Annotated in this window: 14 protein-coding genes; 6 read left to right on the forward strand and 8 right to left on the reverse strand. The window is 66.5% G+C overall.

What is annotated here, in order from left to right; genetic code table 11:
• Positions 1 to 78: 78 nt before the first annotated feature.
• Complete coding sequence (locus ACQ5SA_RS00210) at positions 79 to 690, forward strand: TetR/AcrR family transcriptional regulator (protein WP_499311907.1); 612 nt, start codon at positions 79 to 81, stop codon at positions 688 to 690.
• A 16-nt stretch (positions 691 to 706) separates the two neighbouring features.
• On the opposite strand, the gene ACQ5SA_RS00215 is transcribed toward ACQ5SA_RS00210, so the two are convergent.
• A complete protein-coding gene (locus tag ACQ5SA_RS00215) occupies positions 707 to 1,339 on the reverse strand; it encodes a TetR/AcrR family transcriptional regulator (protein ID WP_499311911.1) in 633 nt (210 codons plus the stop codon).
• Between the two features lie 103 nt (positions 1,340 to 1,442).
• On the opposite strand from ACQ5SA_RS00215, the gene ACQ5SA_RS00220 reads away from it, so the two are divergent.
• Positions 1,443 to 2,102, forward strand: coding sequence for an O-methyltransferase (locus ACQ5SA_RS00220; protein WP_499311913.1), 660 nt, complete (start codon positions 1,443 to 1,445; stop codon positions 2,100 to 2,102).
• Between the two features lie 7 nt (positions 2,103 to 2,109).
• Here the strand turns inward: ACQ5SA_RS00220 and ACQ5SA_RS00225 are convergent, their stop codons facing one another.
• Together ACQ5SA_RS00225 and ACQ5SA_RS00230 are read right to left on the reverse strand one after the other, a co-directional pair.
• Complete coding sequence (locus ACQ5SA_RS00225; RefSeq protein WP_499313236.1) at positions 2,110 to 4,050, reverse strand: EAL domain-containing protein; 1,941 nt, start codon at positions 4,048 to 4,050, stop codon at positions 2,110 to 2,112.
• A gap of 99 nt (positions 4,051 to 4,149) precedes the next feature.
• Positions 4,150 to 4,866 (reverse strand): SDR family NAD(P)-dependent oxidoreductase, encoded by a 717-nt coding sequence (locus ACQ5SA_RS00230; protein ID WP_499311918.1) that lies wholly within the window; start codon positions 4,864 to 4,866, stop codon positions 4,150 to 4,152.
• 101 nt (positions 4,867 to 4,967) lie between these two features.
• Between ACQ5SA_RS00230 and ACQ5SA_RS00235 the strand changes: the two genes are divergently transcribed.
• The 4 genes from ACQ5SA_RS00235 to ACQ5SA_RS00250 all read left to right on the forward strand — a co-directional run bounded on the left by ACQ5SA_RS00235 (position 4,968) and on the right by ACQ5SA_RS00250 (position 8,617).
• Complete coding sequence (locus ACQ5SA_RS00235; RefSeq protein ID WP_499313239.1) at positions 4,968 to 5,741, forward strand: APH(3')-II family aminoglycoside O-phosphotransferase; 774 nt, start codon at positions 4,968 to 4,970, stop codon at positions 5,739 to 5,741.
• Between the two features lie 147 nt (positions 5,742 to 5,888).
• Complete coding sequence (locus ACQ5SA_RS00240) at positions 5,889 to 6,479, forward strand: TetR/AcrR family transcriptional regulator (RefSeq protein ID WP_499311922.1); 591 nt, start codon at positions 5,889 to 5,891, stop codon at positions 6,477 to 6,479.
• A complete protein-coding gene (locus tag ACQ5SA_RS00245) occupies positions 6,476 to 7,510 on the forward strand; it encodes a DUF418 domain-containing protein (protein WP_499311924.1) in 1,035 nt (344 codons plus the stop codon). The genes ACQ5SA_RS00240 and ACQ5SA_RS00245 overlap by 4 nt, the downstream gene beginning before the upstream one ends.
• A 99-nt stretch (positions 7,511 to 7,609) precedes the next feature.
• Positions 7,610 to 8,617: a phosphotransferase gene (locus tag ACQ5SA_RS00250; protein ID WP_353099037.1), complete on the forward strand. Its 1,008-nt coding sequence runs from the start codon at positions 7,610 to 7,612 to the stop codon at positions 8,615 to 8,617.
• A 602-nt stretch (positions 8,618 to 9,219) separates the two neighbouring features.
• On the opposite strand, the gene ACQ5SA_RS00255 is transcribed toward ACQ5SA_RS00250, so the two are convergent.
• From ACQ5SA_RS00255 to ACQ5SA_RS00275, 5 genes are read right to left on the reverse strand one after another with little or no spacing between them, the layout of a single operon-like run.
• The gene (locus tag ACQ5SA_RS00255) at positions 9,220 to 10,107 is read right to left on the reverse strand and encodes a DMT family transporter (protein WP_499313243.1); all 888 of its coding nucleotides are present in this window, start codon (positions 10,105 to 10,107) and stop codon (positions 9,220 to 9,222) included.
• A gap of 32 nt (positions 10,108 to 10,139) precedes the next feature.
• Complete coding sequence (murB, locus tag ACQ5SA_RS00260; protein ID WP_230111810.1) at positions 10,140 to 11,204, reverse strand: UDP-N-acetylmuramate dehydrogenase; 1,065 nt, start codon at positions 11,202 to 11,204, stop codon at positions 10,140 to 10,142.
• A gap of 8 nt (positions 11,205 to 11,212) precedes the next feature.
• Positions 11,213 to 12,268, reverse strand: coding sequence for a quinone-dependent dihydroorotate dehydrogenase (locus ACQ5SA_RS00265; RefSeq protein ID WP_499311932.1), 1,056 nt, complete (start codon positions 12,266 to 12,268; stop codon positions 11,213 to 11,215).
• A gap of 9 nt (positions 12,269 to 12,277) precedes the next feature.
• A complete protein-coding gene (locus tag ACQ5SA_RS00270) occupies positions 12,278 to 13,048 on the reverse strand; it encodes a class I SAM-dependent methyltransferase (RefSeq protein ID WP_499311935.1) in 771 nt (256 codons plus the stop codon).
• 7 nt (positions 13,049 to 13,055) lie between these two features.
• Positions 13,056 to 13,346: a DUF4190 domain-containing protein gene (locus ACQ5SA_RS00275; RefSeq protein ID WP_499311936.1), complete on the reverse strand. Its 291-nt coding sequence runs from the start codon at positions 13,344 to 13,346 to the stop codon at positions 13,056 to 13,058.
• Positions 13,347 to 13,508 lie beyond the last annotated feature (162 nt).

A 13,508-nucleotide genomic window follows, 5' to 3' on the forward strand; every position in this document is an offset into this window, starting at 1 on the left:
ACAGTGTAGTTTCCGATTTTCGGAAAGTACACTGTCGGGTGTAAAATGGGGGCATCCGTTCAGCTGTCTGGTCCCGCCATGTCCCGTGCCCCGCAACGCCTTACCGACCGCAAACGCGAGGCCATCGTCCGCGCGGCGGTGGAGGAGTTCCGGTCGGCCGGTTACGAGGCGACCAGCATGGATCGCATCGCGGCGGTGGCTGGTGTCTCCAAGCGCACCGTCTACAACCACTTCCCGAGCAAGAAAGAACTGTTCGCGCTGATCCTGGAAGAGCTGTGGCACAGCAGCGTGGCCAGCGTCGAGCTGCCATACCGCGCCGACCAGCCGCTGGATATGCAGCTGCTGCAGCTGCTGCGGCAGAAGCTGGACCTGCTGGGCGATGCCAACTTCATCGATCTGGCGCGGGTGGCGATGGCCGAGATCATCCATTCGCCCGAGCGTGCGCAGGCGATCGTCTGCCGCATGGGCGAGAAGGAGAGTGGCGTCAGCGCGTGGATCCGTGCGGCGATTGCCGATGGGCGGCTGCGCGAGGTCGATCCGGAATTCGCCGGCCATCAGCTGCAGGGGCTGGTGAAGAGCTTTGCGTTCTGGCCGCAGGTAACGATGGGCCAGGCGCCGCTGGCACCGGCCGAACGCAAGCGCGTGGCCGAGTCGGCGGTGGCGATGTTCCTCGGTTTCTACGCGGTGTAGACCTCGGGCTGCGCGATCAGTTCGCGCCCAGATGCTTGAGGTAAGCGCAGAACATGTCGGCCACCGCATCGGCATAGCTGCGCATCTGCGCTGCGGTGCGCGGTTCGCTGGAAAATTCGCGGCCGGTGGCACCCAGCGTGGTGTCGATCAGGTCAACCGCCAGCTGGCGCGTGGCCACCGACGCCTGCGGCAGCACCTCGGCCATGAACGCGAGCATCGCATCGTCGGTCTCGCTGCGTGCTTCTTGTGCTTCCGGCGCATCGCGGTACAGCGGCGCTGCGTCGTTCAGCGCGCCGCGGGTCTGCGCTTCCTCGCATTCCGACACGATGAAGGCATGCACCAACGTGCGCAGGCGCTGCAGGTGCGGTTGCCGCGCGTCCTGCAGGATGTCGCGCAGCATCGCGCCGGTCTGCTGCCACTCGTCGCGCTGCAGGCGGAACAGGATCGCCGCCTTGTTGGGAAAGTACTGGTACAGCGAACCGACGCTGACGCCAGCGCGTTCGGCCACCCGCGCGGTGGTGAACCGAGGGGCACCTTCGTGCTTCAAAACCTGAGCAGCAGCTTCGAGGATGGCCGCGACCAGATCGTTCGATCGTGACTGGCGAGGCTGTTTTCTCGAGGAAATCTGCGGCGGACGACGTTCGGACATGGTGGTTTTCCAATGCGAATAGGCGGAGCGGGGGATCGCCCGTATTCTTGATTGCGACGAATCATTCGCATTCTAACCCTGCCACCGAAAGGAACCCCCGCCCATGTCCACCTTGATTTCCGCCCCGGTCGCGCCCCTGCTGGCGCGCCTGTTCACTGAAGCCGACAGCGCGCTCAGCCCGGCCCTGACCGCCGTTTCCGCCGAAGAGCGGCAGCGCCTGCTCGGCAGCCGCACTGAGTACCGGCGGCTGTACGGCGAGCTGCTGAAGGACCTGTGGCTGCCGGTGTCGCCGGAAACCGGCAACCTGCTGTACCTGCTGGCACGCAGCAGTGGCGCCCGTAGCATCGTCGAGTTCGGTACGTCGTTCGGCATCTCCAGCATCCATCTGGCTGCTGCATTGCGCGACAACGGCGGCGGCCGCCTGATCACTACCGAGTTCGAGCCGGAGAAGGCGCGCCGTGCCGCCGACCACCTGCGTGAAGCAGGCTTGGACGACCTGGTGGAGATCCGCGTGGGCGATGCACTGGAGACGCTGGCAGTGGACCTGCCCGATACGATCGATCTGGTGCTGCTCGATGGTGCCAAGGTGCTGTATGAAGATGTGCTGGACCTGCTGCAGGAGCGGCTTCGTCCGGGCGCGCTGGTGGTGGCCGACAATGCTGACGACAGCCCGCGCTACCAGCAGCGCATGCGCTCGGGCAATGCCGGCTATCTGTCGGTGCCGTTCGCCGAAGATGTGGAAGTGTCGATGCGCCTTGCCTGAGAGGTGTTCACGCCAGCTGCCGGAACTGCTCCGGCGGCAGGGCGTGTGCATACAGATAGCCCTGGCCGACATCCACCCCCAGCACACGCAGCAGTTGCTCCTGCGCATGAGTCTCGGTGCCTTCGGCGACGACGATGGCACCACAGCGGTGCGCCACCTCCACGATGAAGCGGACGATGGACTGCGACTTGGCATCGGCCAGCGTAGCGATCAACGCCCGCTCGATCTTGACCTCGGCCACCGACAGCTGCGACAGCAGGATCAGGGTTGAATAGCCGGCGCCGAAGTCATCCAGTGACAGGCTCATGCCGGCGGCCAGCAGAACCACGACGTTGGCGTCGACGACGTCGCGCTCGACGATCTCGGTCCATTCGACGATCTCCAGCCGCAGCATCGCGCCGGGTATGCGTTGCTGCTCCAGCAAGGTGCACAGGCGCGCGCCAAAGCCGGGTTGGCGCAGCGATTCAGCGGACACGTTCACCGCAATCGTCAGCATGTGCCCATCGTCCCTGCAGCGGCCAAGGAAAGCGGTGGCCGCCTGCAGCGTGGCCCATTCCAGTTCGGCCAGGCGGCCACGACGGCGCAGCAGCGAAACCACCCGCATCGGTGCAATCAGGTGACCGTCGCCATCGCGCATCCGCAACAGCGCTTCGGCACCGACCAGGTGGCGGTCATGCAGGCGGAACTTGGGCTGGTAGTACAGCGGTGCATCGGCGTGCCGCAGCCAATGGTCCAGCGCGGTCTCGATCAGTGCGTCCACTTCGCTGTCGCGCTGGATCGGATCGTCGAAGAACACCACGCCGGACTCGATCGCGTTCAAGGCCAGGGTGACCGCGCGGAACGGGATGGAGCTGTCGTCCTGCGTGGGTGGGTTCAGCTCGACCACTGCACAGCGGAACACCGGGCGGAAGCCCGGCCAGTCATCGCCGATTACCGTGGACAACCGGTCGGCCAACGCAGGCAGCTCGGTATCCGCGCGGAGATCGGCAAGACTGGCGTCGAACAGCAGGATCGCCAGCGCGCTGTCACCGAACTGATAGACCTCCATCGTATCGGTCGGCCGTGCATGCAGCAGGGTGCGATGCACGGCTTCTGCGTTGTGCCGGTTCCACAGGCCACTGTCATTCAGCGGGCCATAGCGCAGCAGCAGGTCCTGCAGGTTGCTCATTTCGGTCACGATCAAGCACGCATTGCCACGGTCTTCGCTGCTGCGCCAGTGACGTTGCAGGCGCTCGTCGAGGGCGCGCAGGTTGGGCAGGCCACTGACCGGGTCGATGCGCATCCAGGCATGTTCGCGTTGGCGCTGGGCATCGATCTGCGCGTCGTTGTAGACCAGCGCGAATACCGCCGCCAGCACCAGCAGTGACACCGGCAGAGCAAGCAGCCGCTGGGTGGCCAGTTCCAGCAGGGGCAGCTGTGCGCTGCCGATGATCGCCACGCCGAGCGCCAGGCCAAGCAGGGTCACTGCGATGCGCACCGCCCAGGCCTGCAGGATCAACCGCAGCGACAGGTGGGTGAGCATGCGCGGGTACATCCGCCCACGCAGCCAGATGCCTGCAAGCATCTGCAGCGCGGATTCCAGGCTGACGGGCAGGAAGTACTGGGCGCCGGAGAACTGGTAGCGCGCCAGCAGGCTGGCCAGCAGGCAGGTCACGCCGCCGCGCCAGCCGCCCAGCAGGCCGCTGATCAGCAGGATGTCGATGCCCAGGTTGAGCTTGACCACGCCTTGCGCGTAGCCGGCCACGAACCAGGAATTGAACAGATAGATCAGGCCGAGAATCGCACCGATGTAGACGCGGCGCCCTTCGATGGCTTGACCCTGGCGGCGGGTAGCGATCAGGAACACGCCGATCATGCCGATCACTGCGGTGGCCTGCAGCAGGTACAGCGGCAGGCTGGGCAGGGCGCTGTCCAGGATCCGGGTCGAAACCCTTGATAGCGCATCCATAGCCATAGCCGGTCCTGTGTGCGGCCAACTGCCAGTAGCCGCAGGGTAAACCACGGCCGCGTGTGCGGCCAAACCGGGGTTGCCAGCCAGTGCTGAGCGTCAGTAACGCGGATCGGCGATCGCAGGCAGCACCAGCTCACGGACGAAACTGGAAGGCGACAGCTGCAGCAGGGCGCGCACCATCGCCACCACGTCGTGCACCGGCACGTACTCGCCATTGCCGCGTGCGGCCGCCTGCTGCAGGGGCACCGACAGTGCATCATCGGTATTGAGGTAGCCCAGCTGCAGCGTCGTCACGGCCAGCCGCTGCTGGCGGAAGCCTTCGCGCAGGGCATCGGCAATGCCGTTGAGGGCGAACTTGGACGCGCCGAAGGCCACCTCGGGGCGGCCACTGCGCGGTAGCGCCGAGGTCGAGCCGGTCAACACCAGCTGCGGGCGGCGTCCGCCCAGCACGCGCGGCAGCAGCTGCTTGAGCAGCAGCAGGGTGGCGGTGATGTTGACGTCCACCAGCTGCGCCAGCGTGCCGTCACTTTCGTGGAGGAAATCGTAGTGGTCACTGAATGCGGTCTCCTCCCAGATGCCGAGATTGTGGATGAGCACATCGAGATCCGGCGGCGCCTGCGCTGCGATACTGGCGGCCGCCCGTGCCGGCTGGCTCAGGTCTGCTTCTATCCAGTGCAGGTCGACGCCCTCGCCGCAGTCCAGCTGCGTGGGACGTGTACGCGACACGCCGATGACGGTATCGCCGGGCTGGCAGAGGCCCTCCACGAAGGCGCGGCCGAGGCCTTTGCTGGCGCCGATGACCATGAGTTTCATGCGATGTCCTTTGCTGTGAAGTGTGCGCTTCGGAGAGAATCCAGGTTGTGACCTGGCCGGGAGCGATGGAGATGGAAGCAGGATCGAGCGGTGGCGGTGTCATGCCCTTGCCGTCGAAGTGGTGCAGCGCTTTGCGCGATGCGGAGATCGAGATGCAGGGCATCGGCGTGTCGCGCGCTGATGTAGCGCGGGTGCGACGTCAGGGGTCGCCGGACGCGTTCCTGAAATCGGAAGTGATCGATGCCTTCAGCGAGCTGGATGGCGAAATCCTGCGTCTGCGCTGGCTGCGGGCACAGGGACAGCCGGTGCCAACGGTGCTGGATACGGCGGAGGAGGGTGGTCGGCGCTGGCTGCTGATGAGCGCGTTGCCCGGCCATGACCTGGCATCGTCGCCGACGCTGGAGCCCGCCGAGGTGGTCGTGCTGCTGGCCGACGCGCTGCGCGATCTGCATGCGCTGCCGGTCGCCGCTTGCCCGTTTGATCATCGACTCGCATTGCGCTTGCCGGCGGTAGTCGCGCGCGTTGCCGCGGGGCAGATCGATGCGGATGATTTCGACGATGAGCGCCTGGGCCAGAGCGCGGAACAGGTCTATGCCGAACTGCTGGCAACCCGTCCGGCGGATGAGGATCTGGTGGTAACGCACGGCGATGCGTGCCTGCCGAATCTGATCGCGGTCGACGGCCGCTTCAGCGGCTTCATCGATTGCGGCCGGCTGGGCGTGGCTGATCGTTGCCAGGACCTGGCGTTGGCTGCGCGCAGCCTGGTCCACAATTACGGCGACACCCGTTGGGTCGCTCCACTGCTGGCCCGTTATGGCACCCGTGCCGATGAAGATCGGCTGGCCTACTACCGCCTGCTGGACGAATTCTTCTAGGAGCATGTCAAGTCTTCAGGCGTTGCACGGCGCGGCAGGATCGGCCCTCAACTGCGGTTGAGGTCAAGCGCGGCGGTCTGAACGGCAACTGGCCGAGGGCGTTGGCGGGTCTGTAAAATGGACGAACGTTCGTTCATTGTCTTCGTCATGAACCGAACCGACCGCAATGAGCAGCGCGCCGCGCAGATCCTGCAGGCTGCACTGCAGTGCTTCCTGGTGAAAGGCTTCCACCAGACCAGCATGCGCGATATCGCGCAGGCGGCCGGGGTCAGCCTGGGTAATCTCTACAACCACTTTCCCGGCAAGGAGGCGCTGATCCTGGCGACCGCCGAGGTCGAGCAGGATGAGCTGCAGCCCTTGTTGCAGCGGCTGCAGGCCTGCGATGGCGAGCGTGCGCAGGTGCAGGTGTTCCTGCAGGCGTTCCACGCCTTGTGCCGGCAGCCGGAATGGGCGCTGCTGAGTGTGGAAGTGCTGGCCGAGAGTGCACGCAATCCGGCGGTGGCAGCGGCATTTGCGGGCAACCGCGCGCAGTTGCAGCGAAGTTTGGCCGAGGCCCTGCAAGCCGTTACTCGGCGCGAGCGCCGGCGCCCGGCACTGACGGCCGCGCTGCAGGCGCAGGTATTGCTGGATGCGATTGAAAGCGATGCGCTGCGGCAGGGGTTGGGCGAGGCGCGCGATGCGGATGCCGACGTGCTTGATCCTGGCCTGCTGACAACGCTGCTCGGAGGCCGTTCGTGAGCAGTGACGATCGACGGTTGCATGGGCTGGACCTCGCGCGCTACCTCGCGCTGGCCGGCATGGTGCTGGTCAACTTCCGTCTGGCGATGGCCGTCGAGGCCGACGGTGGCGGGCTGCTTGCTGGATTTTTCCATGTGCTGGAAGGCAAAGCCTCGGCCACCTTCGTGACGCTGGCCGGGGTGGGGTTGATGCTGGCCATGCAGCGACAAGCGTGGTGGCAGGCGAGTGTGCAGACCTGGCGGCGGGCCGTGTTCCTGGCCGTACTCGGCCTGCTCAACCTGACCGTGTTTCCCGCCGACATCCTGCACTACTACGCGGTGTACTTCGCGGTGGCGGTGCTGTGGCTGCGCGCTTCGCCGCGTGTTCTGCTGGGCAGCATGGTTGCTCTGGCGATGGTCTCGTTCTGGGCCCTGCTGCGCTGGGACTACAGCCAGGGCTGGAACTGGCAGACGCTGGCTTACGAGGGTCTATGGCAATGGCCGGGCGCGATGCGCAACCTGCTGTTCAACGGCTTCCATCCCGTCCTGCCGTGGCTGTGCTTCTTCCTGCTGGGCATGCTGTTGGCGCGGCTGCCGCTGTCGCAGCCACGGGTGCAGCGTGCGTTGCTGCTGCTGGGCCTGCTGCTGATGGGGGCCGGCCAGGCGTTGCAGCAGTGGGGTGACGGCACTGTGTGGCAGCTGTGGCTGGCGACGCAGCCGATGCCGCCCGGTCCGGCCTATCTGCTGACCGGCGCAGGCGCGGCGTGCGCACTGATCGCCGCGTGTCTGTGGCTGGTGCGGCTGCATCCCGGCGATTGGCTGGAGCCGTTCACTGCGGCCGGACGGATGACGCTGAGCCTGTACGTGGCGCACATCCTGATTGGCATGGGCGTGCTGGAATCGCTCGGTCTGCTGGATGGAAGCGCCAGCCTGTCGTGGGTGTTGATGTCCGCGTTGCTGTTCGTGATGCTGGCTACCGCAGCGGCCTGGTTGTGGTCGTGGCAGTTCGCACGTGGTCCGCTGGAAGCGGTCATGCGGCGCGTCGCCGGCTAGTTCTTTTGTCGCAGGACACCGATGTTGTGACCCGTTTGCCTGTGCGGATGCAGGGTCATCTGCGATAGTAGGTGTCGTCACCAGAGCACGCCTGCATCCATGTCCTTCGCTTCGGCGCAGCAGATCGTTGAGGTCCTGCAGCAGTCCTACGACATCAACGCGACAGCGGTGGTGCCGCGTCCGGTGGGTGCCGACGCCAACGCGTGCGTCTTCCGCATCGATGCCCGCCACGACCACTGGTGGTTGAAGTGCCGCAACTTCCAGGTTGCGCCAGCGGTCTGGGACAGCCTGCATTGGCTGCGCGGCACGCTGGGCATTGAAGAGATCGTTGCGCCCTGGCCGGCATTGGCCGGCGGTGCCTCGGTGCAGCGCTGGGGCCTGCAGTTCACGTTGTTCCCCTATATCGAAGGGCAGTCCGGCTTCGAGGCACCGCTGAGCCGTGCGCAATGGCGCCGCCTGGGCGAGGTGCTGCGGCGCCTGCATGAGGCCGAGATTCCGCCAGCGCTGCGCCAGGCCTTGCCGACGCTGCGGCTTGAGACCGCGGCGGTCGATACGGTGGGGACGTGGTTGCAGGATCCCGCAACGCTGGCGCAGGCGCAGGATCGATCCGGCAGCGCGTTCCTGGCGCTGTGGCAGCAGCAGCGGCCGCGCATCGCCGAACTTCACGAGCGTGCCGAAGCGCTGCGTCGTGAATTGCAGGACGAAGCGCCCGCGCTGTGCCTGTGCCACACCGACCTGCACGCTGGCAATCTGCTGATGGGGCAGGACGACGCGCTGCACCTGATTGACTGGGACGGCCTGGCGCTGGCACCGCGCGAGCGCGACCTGATGTTTGTCGGTGCCGCTGTGGGTGGGCGTTGGGGGCGCGAGCATCCGCTGGGCTTCGCTGAGGGATATGGCGACGACCTCGGCGATCCGCGCTGGATCGCATGGTATCGGCACTGGCGCATCCTGCAGGACCTGATCGAATTCGAGCAGATGCTGCTGGGCCCCGGCGCGGCGCAGCGCTCGCTGCAGCAGCACCGGCAATCACTGCATTACCTGGGCGAGCAGTTCGCGCCGGGGAATGTATTCGATGCGGCCGAACGCGCGTATCGGGTGCTGTAGGGGTTACGGCCGGGCTGCGCCCGGCACCTGCAGAGGCCGAAGCCGAAGCAACAGCAACTGCCGAAGCAACAGCAACCGCCGAAGCAACAGCAACCGCGGGCATTCCGTGGGAGGGCGGGGTGGGTCCGGTTGCGGGGGACGCCGTAAATACGTCCCTGTAGGCTTGGCCGCGGCATCCATGCCGCGGACACCCCCGCAACCGGACCCACCCCGCCTTCGACAGATCTCCGCAATCTGTTGGGATGGCATGACTTGCTCTTGGTGGGTGTCGACCTTGGTCGACACGTAGATCCACGCCATGCGTGGATGCTCTTCAATCAATTGTCGGAATGTTCGATTTCGATGGAGATTCATCCACGCATGGCGTGGATCTACCCGATCGCGGAGATCTGTCAGAGGTGGGGTGGTGTCGGATTGCGGGGTGTCAGCCGCATGGATGCGGCTGCCAAGCCTACAAGGACGTATTTACGGCGTCCCCGCAATCCGACACCACTCCGCCATCTCACGGAATGCCCGCTGTTGCTGTTGCTTCGGCTGTTGCTTCGGTTGCCGGCCAGCGGCCGGCACTACCGCAGGTGCCGGGCGCAGCCCGGCCAGAACCCTTACTCTGCCGGCTTGGCAGCCGCGCTCGCGGCGACGCTCGCTGCACGCCGTGACAGCACCGCTTCGCGATGGGCGATATACGCGTTGGCGGCGAGGATGATGCCGGCGCCAATGATCGTCCAGCGATCAACCGTCTCGGCGAACAGCAGCCAGCCGCACAAGGTCACCAGCGGCAACTGCAGGAAGCTGATCGGGGTCAGCGCGGAAACCTCGCCCAGCCGCAATGCGCGCGTCCACAGCAACTGGCCGATGGTGCCCAGCACGCCGGTGGCCAGCAGCCAGACCCAGGCGATGCCGGCAGGCCAGACCCAGACGAACAACGCCGGAATCAGTGACAGCGGCACCCAGAACACGTAGGTGTAAAGCACCACGGTGTCGGCGCTGTCGATGCGGGTGAGCTGCTTGATCTGGATCGCCACCAGCGAGCTGAGCACGGCGGCTGCCACGGCAATCAGGCTGCCGGAAGTGAAACCGGCGGTGCCCGGCCGCACGATCACCAGCACGCCGATGAAGCCCACCAGCACCGCCGCCCAGCGCCGCACGCGTACCTTCTCGCCCAGCCACAGCACCGCAGCGATGGTGACGAACAACGGGGTGGAGTAGGACAGCGAAACGGCCTGCGCCAGCGGCAGGTGGCCCAGCGCCCAGAACGCGCACAGCATCGACCCCAGGCCGATCGCGCTGCGCACGAAATAGCGCGGCAGCTGCTGGGTCTTCAACGGCGCGTGGCCCGGCCGCAGCAGCATCGGCAGCAGCGCAAGCAGGCCGAAGGCATTGCGGAAGAACGCCACTTCCTGGGTCGGCACGTAGCGGGTGGCATAGCGGATCGCCACCGCCATCAGGCCGAAGGCCATCGTACTGCCGAGCATCAGCAGCGCCGCCCGCAATGGGGTGGCGCTGGCGGGTAGGGCCGGTGTGCTCACCACTGTGCGCCGAGCAGGCGGGGCTCCGGTTCGATCGGTACGCCGAATTTCTCCAGCACCGAGGCGGAGATCCGCCGCGCCAGCGCCAGCAGTTCAGTGCCGCTGGCGTTGCCGTGGTTGACCAGCACCAGCGCGTGACTGGGCGCAACACCGGCATCACCCTCGCGGAAGCCCTTCCAGCCACAGGATTCGATCATCCATGCGGCCGAGACCTTGCGGCGATCATCACGGTCTGCCGGGAACACCGGCAGCTCGGGGAAGTGCTGCAGCAGCACCTCCACCTGTTCCAGCGGCAGCACCGGGTTCTTGAAGAAGCTGCCTGCGTTGCCCAGCACGTCGGGGTCGGGCAGCTTGCGGCGACGGATCGCGATCACCGCATTGGCGACATCCACCGCGCTCGGCAGTTCCACGCCCTGTGCCTGCAGTTCTTCGCGGATGCCGGCGTAGCCCATGCGCAGGTCATGCAACAGTGGCAGCTTCAGTTCGATGGCGGTGATCAGGTAGCGGTCCGGCTGCTGCTTGAATACGCTGTCGCGGTAGGCGAAGCCGCATTGTTCGTTGTCCAGCCGTACCCAGGTCTTTTCCTGACAGTCCCAGGCCTCCACGGTCTGGATGAACTCGCCGACCTGTGCGCCATAGGCACCGATGTTCTGGATCGGCGATGCACCGGCCGTGCCGGGAATCAGGGCCAGGTTTTCCAACCCGGACAGGCCTTCCTGCAGCGACCACATCACCAGCCCGTGCCAGGACACGCCCGCTCCGGCGCGGATCACCGCATGGTCCGCACGGTGTTCAAGGAAAGTGATTTCGCGGTTGCCGAACACCAGCACAGTGCCGGGCAGGTCGTCGGCGATCAGCACGTTGCTGCCGCTGCCGAGCACCAGCAGTGGGCCATCGGCCACGTCCGGCAAGGCCAGGACCTCCGGCAGCAGCGCGGCATCGTGCAGTTCCAGCAACTGCGCGGCGCTGGCCTGTACGTGGAAGGTGTTCAGTGCCTGCAGCGGCGCGTTGCGGGTCAGGGTCCAGCGCAGCGGTGCTGCAGTGTTGTTGGTGTCGTCCATGGGGGTACTCATAGCGGTGCCACCGCGCCACGGCTGGGCGCTTCGCGTCGGCGCCGGATCGCCTCCACACAATCGGCGACCAGCGCCGGGCCCTTGAAGATCAGGCCGCTGTAGCACTGCACCAGCGCCGCACCGGCGGCCATCTTGGCCACGGCGTCGGCACCGGACAGGATGCCGCCGACACCGATCAGCGGCACCGATTCGGGCAGGCGCGCGCGCAGGCGGCGCAGCACCAGGGTGGATTGCTCCAGCACCGGTGCACCGGAAAGGCCGCCGGCTTCATTGGCCAGCGGATCGCCGGCAACCCGGCTGTGGTCGATGGTGGTGTTGGTGGCGATCACGCCGTCCACCTGCAGTTCGCCCAGCACGCGCGCGGCGGCATCGATGTCGCGCTCGTTGAGGTCCGGGGCGACCTTGACCAGCATCGGCACACGTCGACCATGCTGCGCGGCCAGCGATTCCTGGCGATCACGCAGCTGGCTGACCAGCTGCCGCAGCGCGGTCTCTTCCTGCAGTTCGCGCAGGCCGGCGGTATTGGGCGAGGAAATGTTGACGGTGATGTAGTCGGCCAGCGGGTACACCTTGTCCATGCAGGCGATGTAGTCATCGGCGGCCTGTTCGTTGGGGGTGTCCTTGTTCTTGCCGATGTTGATGCCGAGCAGGCCGCGCCGGTTGCGCGCGCGTTCGACGTTGCGCACCAGCGCATCCACGCCCGCGTTGTTGAAGCCCATGCGGTTGATGATCGCGTTGTGCGCCGGCAGCCGGAACAGGCGCGGCTTCGGGTTGCCGGCCTGCGGTCGCGGCGTGATCGTGCCGATCTCCACGAAGCCGAAGCCCAGCGCGAACAGTGCATCGATGTGCTCGCCATTCTTGTCCAGGCCGGCAGCAAGGCCGACCGGATTGGGGAACGTCAGCCCGAACACCGTGCTGGGCATCGGCGCGATGCGTGCGGCCACCAGCGGCGTGGTGCCGGTGCGATAGGCCAGGTCCAGAGCGGACAGGCCGAGACCGTGGGCGCGTTCGGCGTCGAGCGAGAACAGGAAGGGGCGGGCAAGCGAATACATGCGTAGGTTTCAGTCCAGCGTGCCGAGGAAGGCTCGGGTTCGATATTCAAAAGCGACCTGGCCGTCGACCGCGTGGGCGGCGAACAGGTCCTGCAGCGCAGCCAGCATCGGCGCGTGGCGCGGATGGCCGGGCTGCGGCGCGTAGGAAGAAGACAGCAGGCGACCACTCAGGGCGTCCAGGTCCAGGTGCTGCACATTCGGCAGCTGCACCATGCCGCGCAGGCCGGAACCGAACCAGGTCTGCATGGTGGCGTCGTCCTGATAGCGTTCGGCCACGGCGGTGTAGTCGGTGCCGTAGTCCAGCAGCAGTTGTTCGTAGCCGACCAGGAACGGACTGGCATCGAGCAGGCGCGAATTCCAGTAGATCAGTGCCAGCCCGCCCGGGCGCAGGATGCGCTGCCACTCGGCGCGCACGGCCACGGTGTCGAACCAGTGGAAGGCCTGCGCGGCGCTGACCAGATCAACGCTGGCATCGGGCAGGCCGGTGGCCTCGGCGCGGCCATCGACGGCGGAAAACTGCGGATACTGCGGCGCCAGCCAGTGTTCGGCGGCAGCGCGCATCGCCGCGTTGGGTTCGACGGCGATCAATGGATGGCCGGCGGCCAGGAACTGTCGGCTGGAGATGCCGGTGCCTGCGCCGATGTCGGCGACCAGCGCGCTGGTTGCCACCGCCATCGGGCCATGCAGCCAGTCCATCAGCGCGGCCGGATAGTCCGGGCGGTAGCGGACATAGTCCGCGACGCGGCTGCTGAAGCGTTCAGTGCTGTCCGGGGAGGTCATCGTGCTTTCACCAGCGCAGTCCAGGTTTGGCATCGGCACCGGCAGCCACCATCGCGAAGATCAGGATGGCCACCAGGCCCACCGCAGCGAGGATGTTGAGCCAGCCCATGATCAGTCCGGTCAGGGCCATGCCATCGCCGTCCTGTTCGCCAGCGCGGCGGCGGATCTCGGCGCGGGCCAGGTGCCCGGTGATGATGGCGACGACGGCGGCGACACCCGGCAGCACGGTCCAGCTGCAGATGCCCGCGATCAGGCTGACCACGGCCAGGGCGTTGCTCTGTCGGGGTGGCACGCTCATCGAGTCCTCCGTGGCAGTTTCTACATGATAGTGCCTCTGCCCCGGCAATCCCATGGTCCGGCCAATGCAAGGCTGCCAGGCAAGGTTGGCAACCATCGGAGCCGGGAGCGGGGTGGCGTTGGTAGGCGTCGACCTTGGTCGACCAATGCGGCGCCAAGCCAG

It is taken from the genome of Stenotrophomonas indicatrix (genome assembly GCF_050573115.1).
GTDB classification, from domain to species: Bacteria; Pseudomonadota; Gammaproteobacteria; order Xanthomonadales; family Xanthomonadaceae; genus Stenotrophomonas; species Stenotrophomonas lactitubi_A.

Bases quoted from the DNA above. Each gene is read 5' to 3' on its own strand.
- ACQ5SA_RS00275 (WP_499311936.1), bottom strand. From the start codon at position 13,346: ATGAGCGTGCCACCCCGACAGAGCAACGCCCTGGCCGTGGTCAGCCTG.
- murB (WP_230111810.1), bottom strand. From the start codon at position 11,204: ATGGACGACACCAACAACACTGCAGCACCGCTGCGCTGGACCCTGACC.
- ACQ5SA_RS00210 (WP_499311907.1), top strand. From the start codon at position 79: ATGTCCCGTGCCCCGCAACGCCTTACCGACCGCAAACGCGAGGCCATC.
- ACQ5SA_RS00240 (WP_499311922.1), top strand. From the start codon at position 5,889: ATGAACCGAACCGACCGCAATGAGCAGCGCGCCGCGCAGATCCTGCAG.
- ACQ5SA_RS00225 (WP_499313236.1), bottom strand. From the start codon at position 4,050: ATGGATGCGCTATCAAGGGTTTCGACCCGGATCCTGGACAGCGCCCTG.
- ACQ5SA_RS00220 (WP_499311913.1), top strand. From the start codon at position 1,443: ATGTCCACCTTGATTTCCGCCCCGGTCGCGCCCCTGCTGGCGCGCCTG.
- ACQ5SA_RS00250 (WP_353099037.1), top strand. From the start codon at position 7,610: ATGTCCTTCGCTTCGGCGCAGCAGATCGTTGAGGTCCTGCAGCAGTCC.
- ACQ5SA_RS00230 (WP_499311918.1), bottom strand. From the start codon at position 4,866: ATGAAACTCATGGTCATCGGCGCCAGCAAAGGCCTCGGCCGCGCCTTC.
- ACQ5SA_RS00215 (WP_499311911.1), bottom strand. From the start codon at position 1,339: ATGTCCGAACGTCGTCCGCCGCAGATTTCCTCGAGAAAACAGCCTCGC.
- ACQ5SA_RS00265 (WP_499311932.1), bottom strand. From the start codon at position 12,268: ATGTATTCGCTTGCCCGCCCCTTCCTGTTCTCGCTCGACGCCGAACGC.
- ACQ5SA_RS00235 (WP_499313239.1), top strand. From the start codon at position 4,968: ATGCCCTTGCCGTCGAAGTGGTGCAGCGCTTTGCGCGATGCGGAGATC.
- ACQ5SA_RS00270 (WP_499311935.1), bottom strand. From the start codon at position 13,048: ATGACCTCCCCGGACAGCACTGAACGCTTCAGCAGCCGCGTCGCGGAC.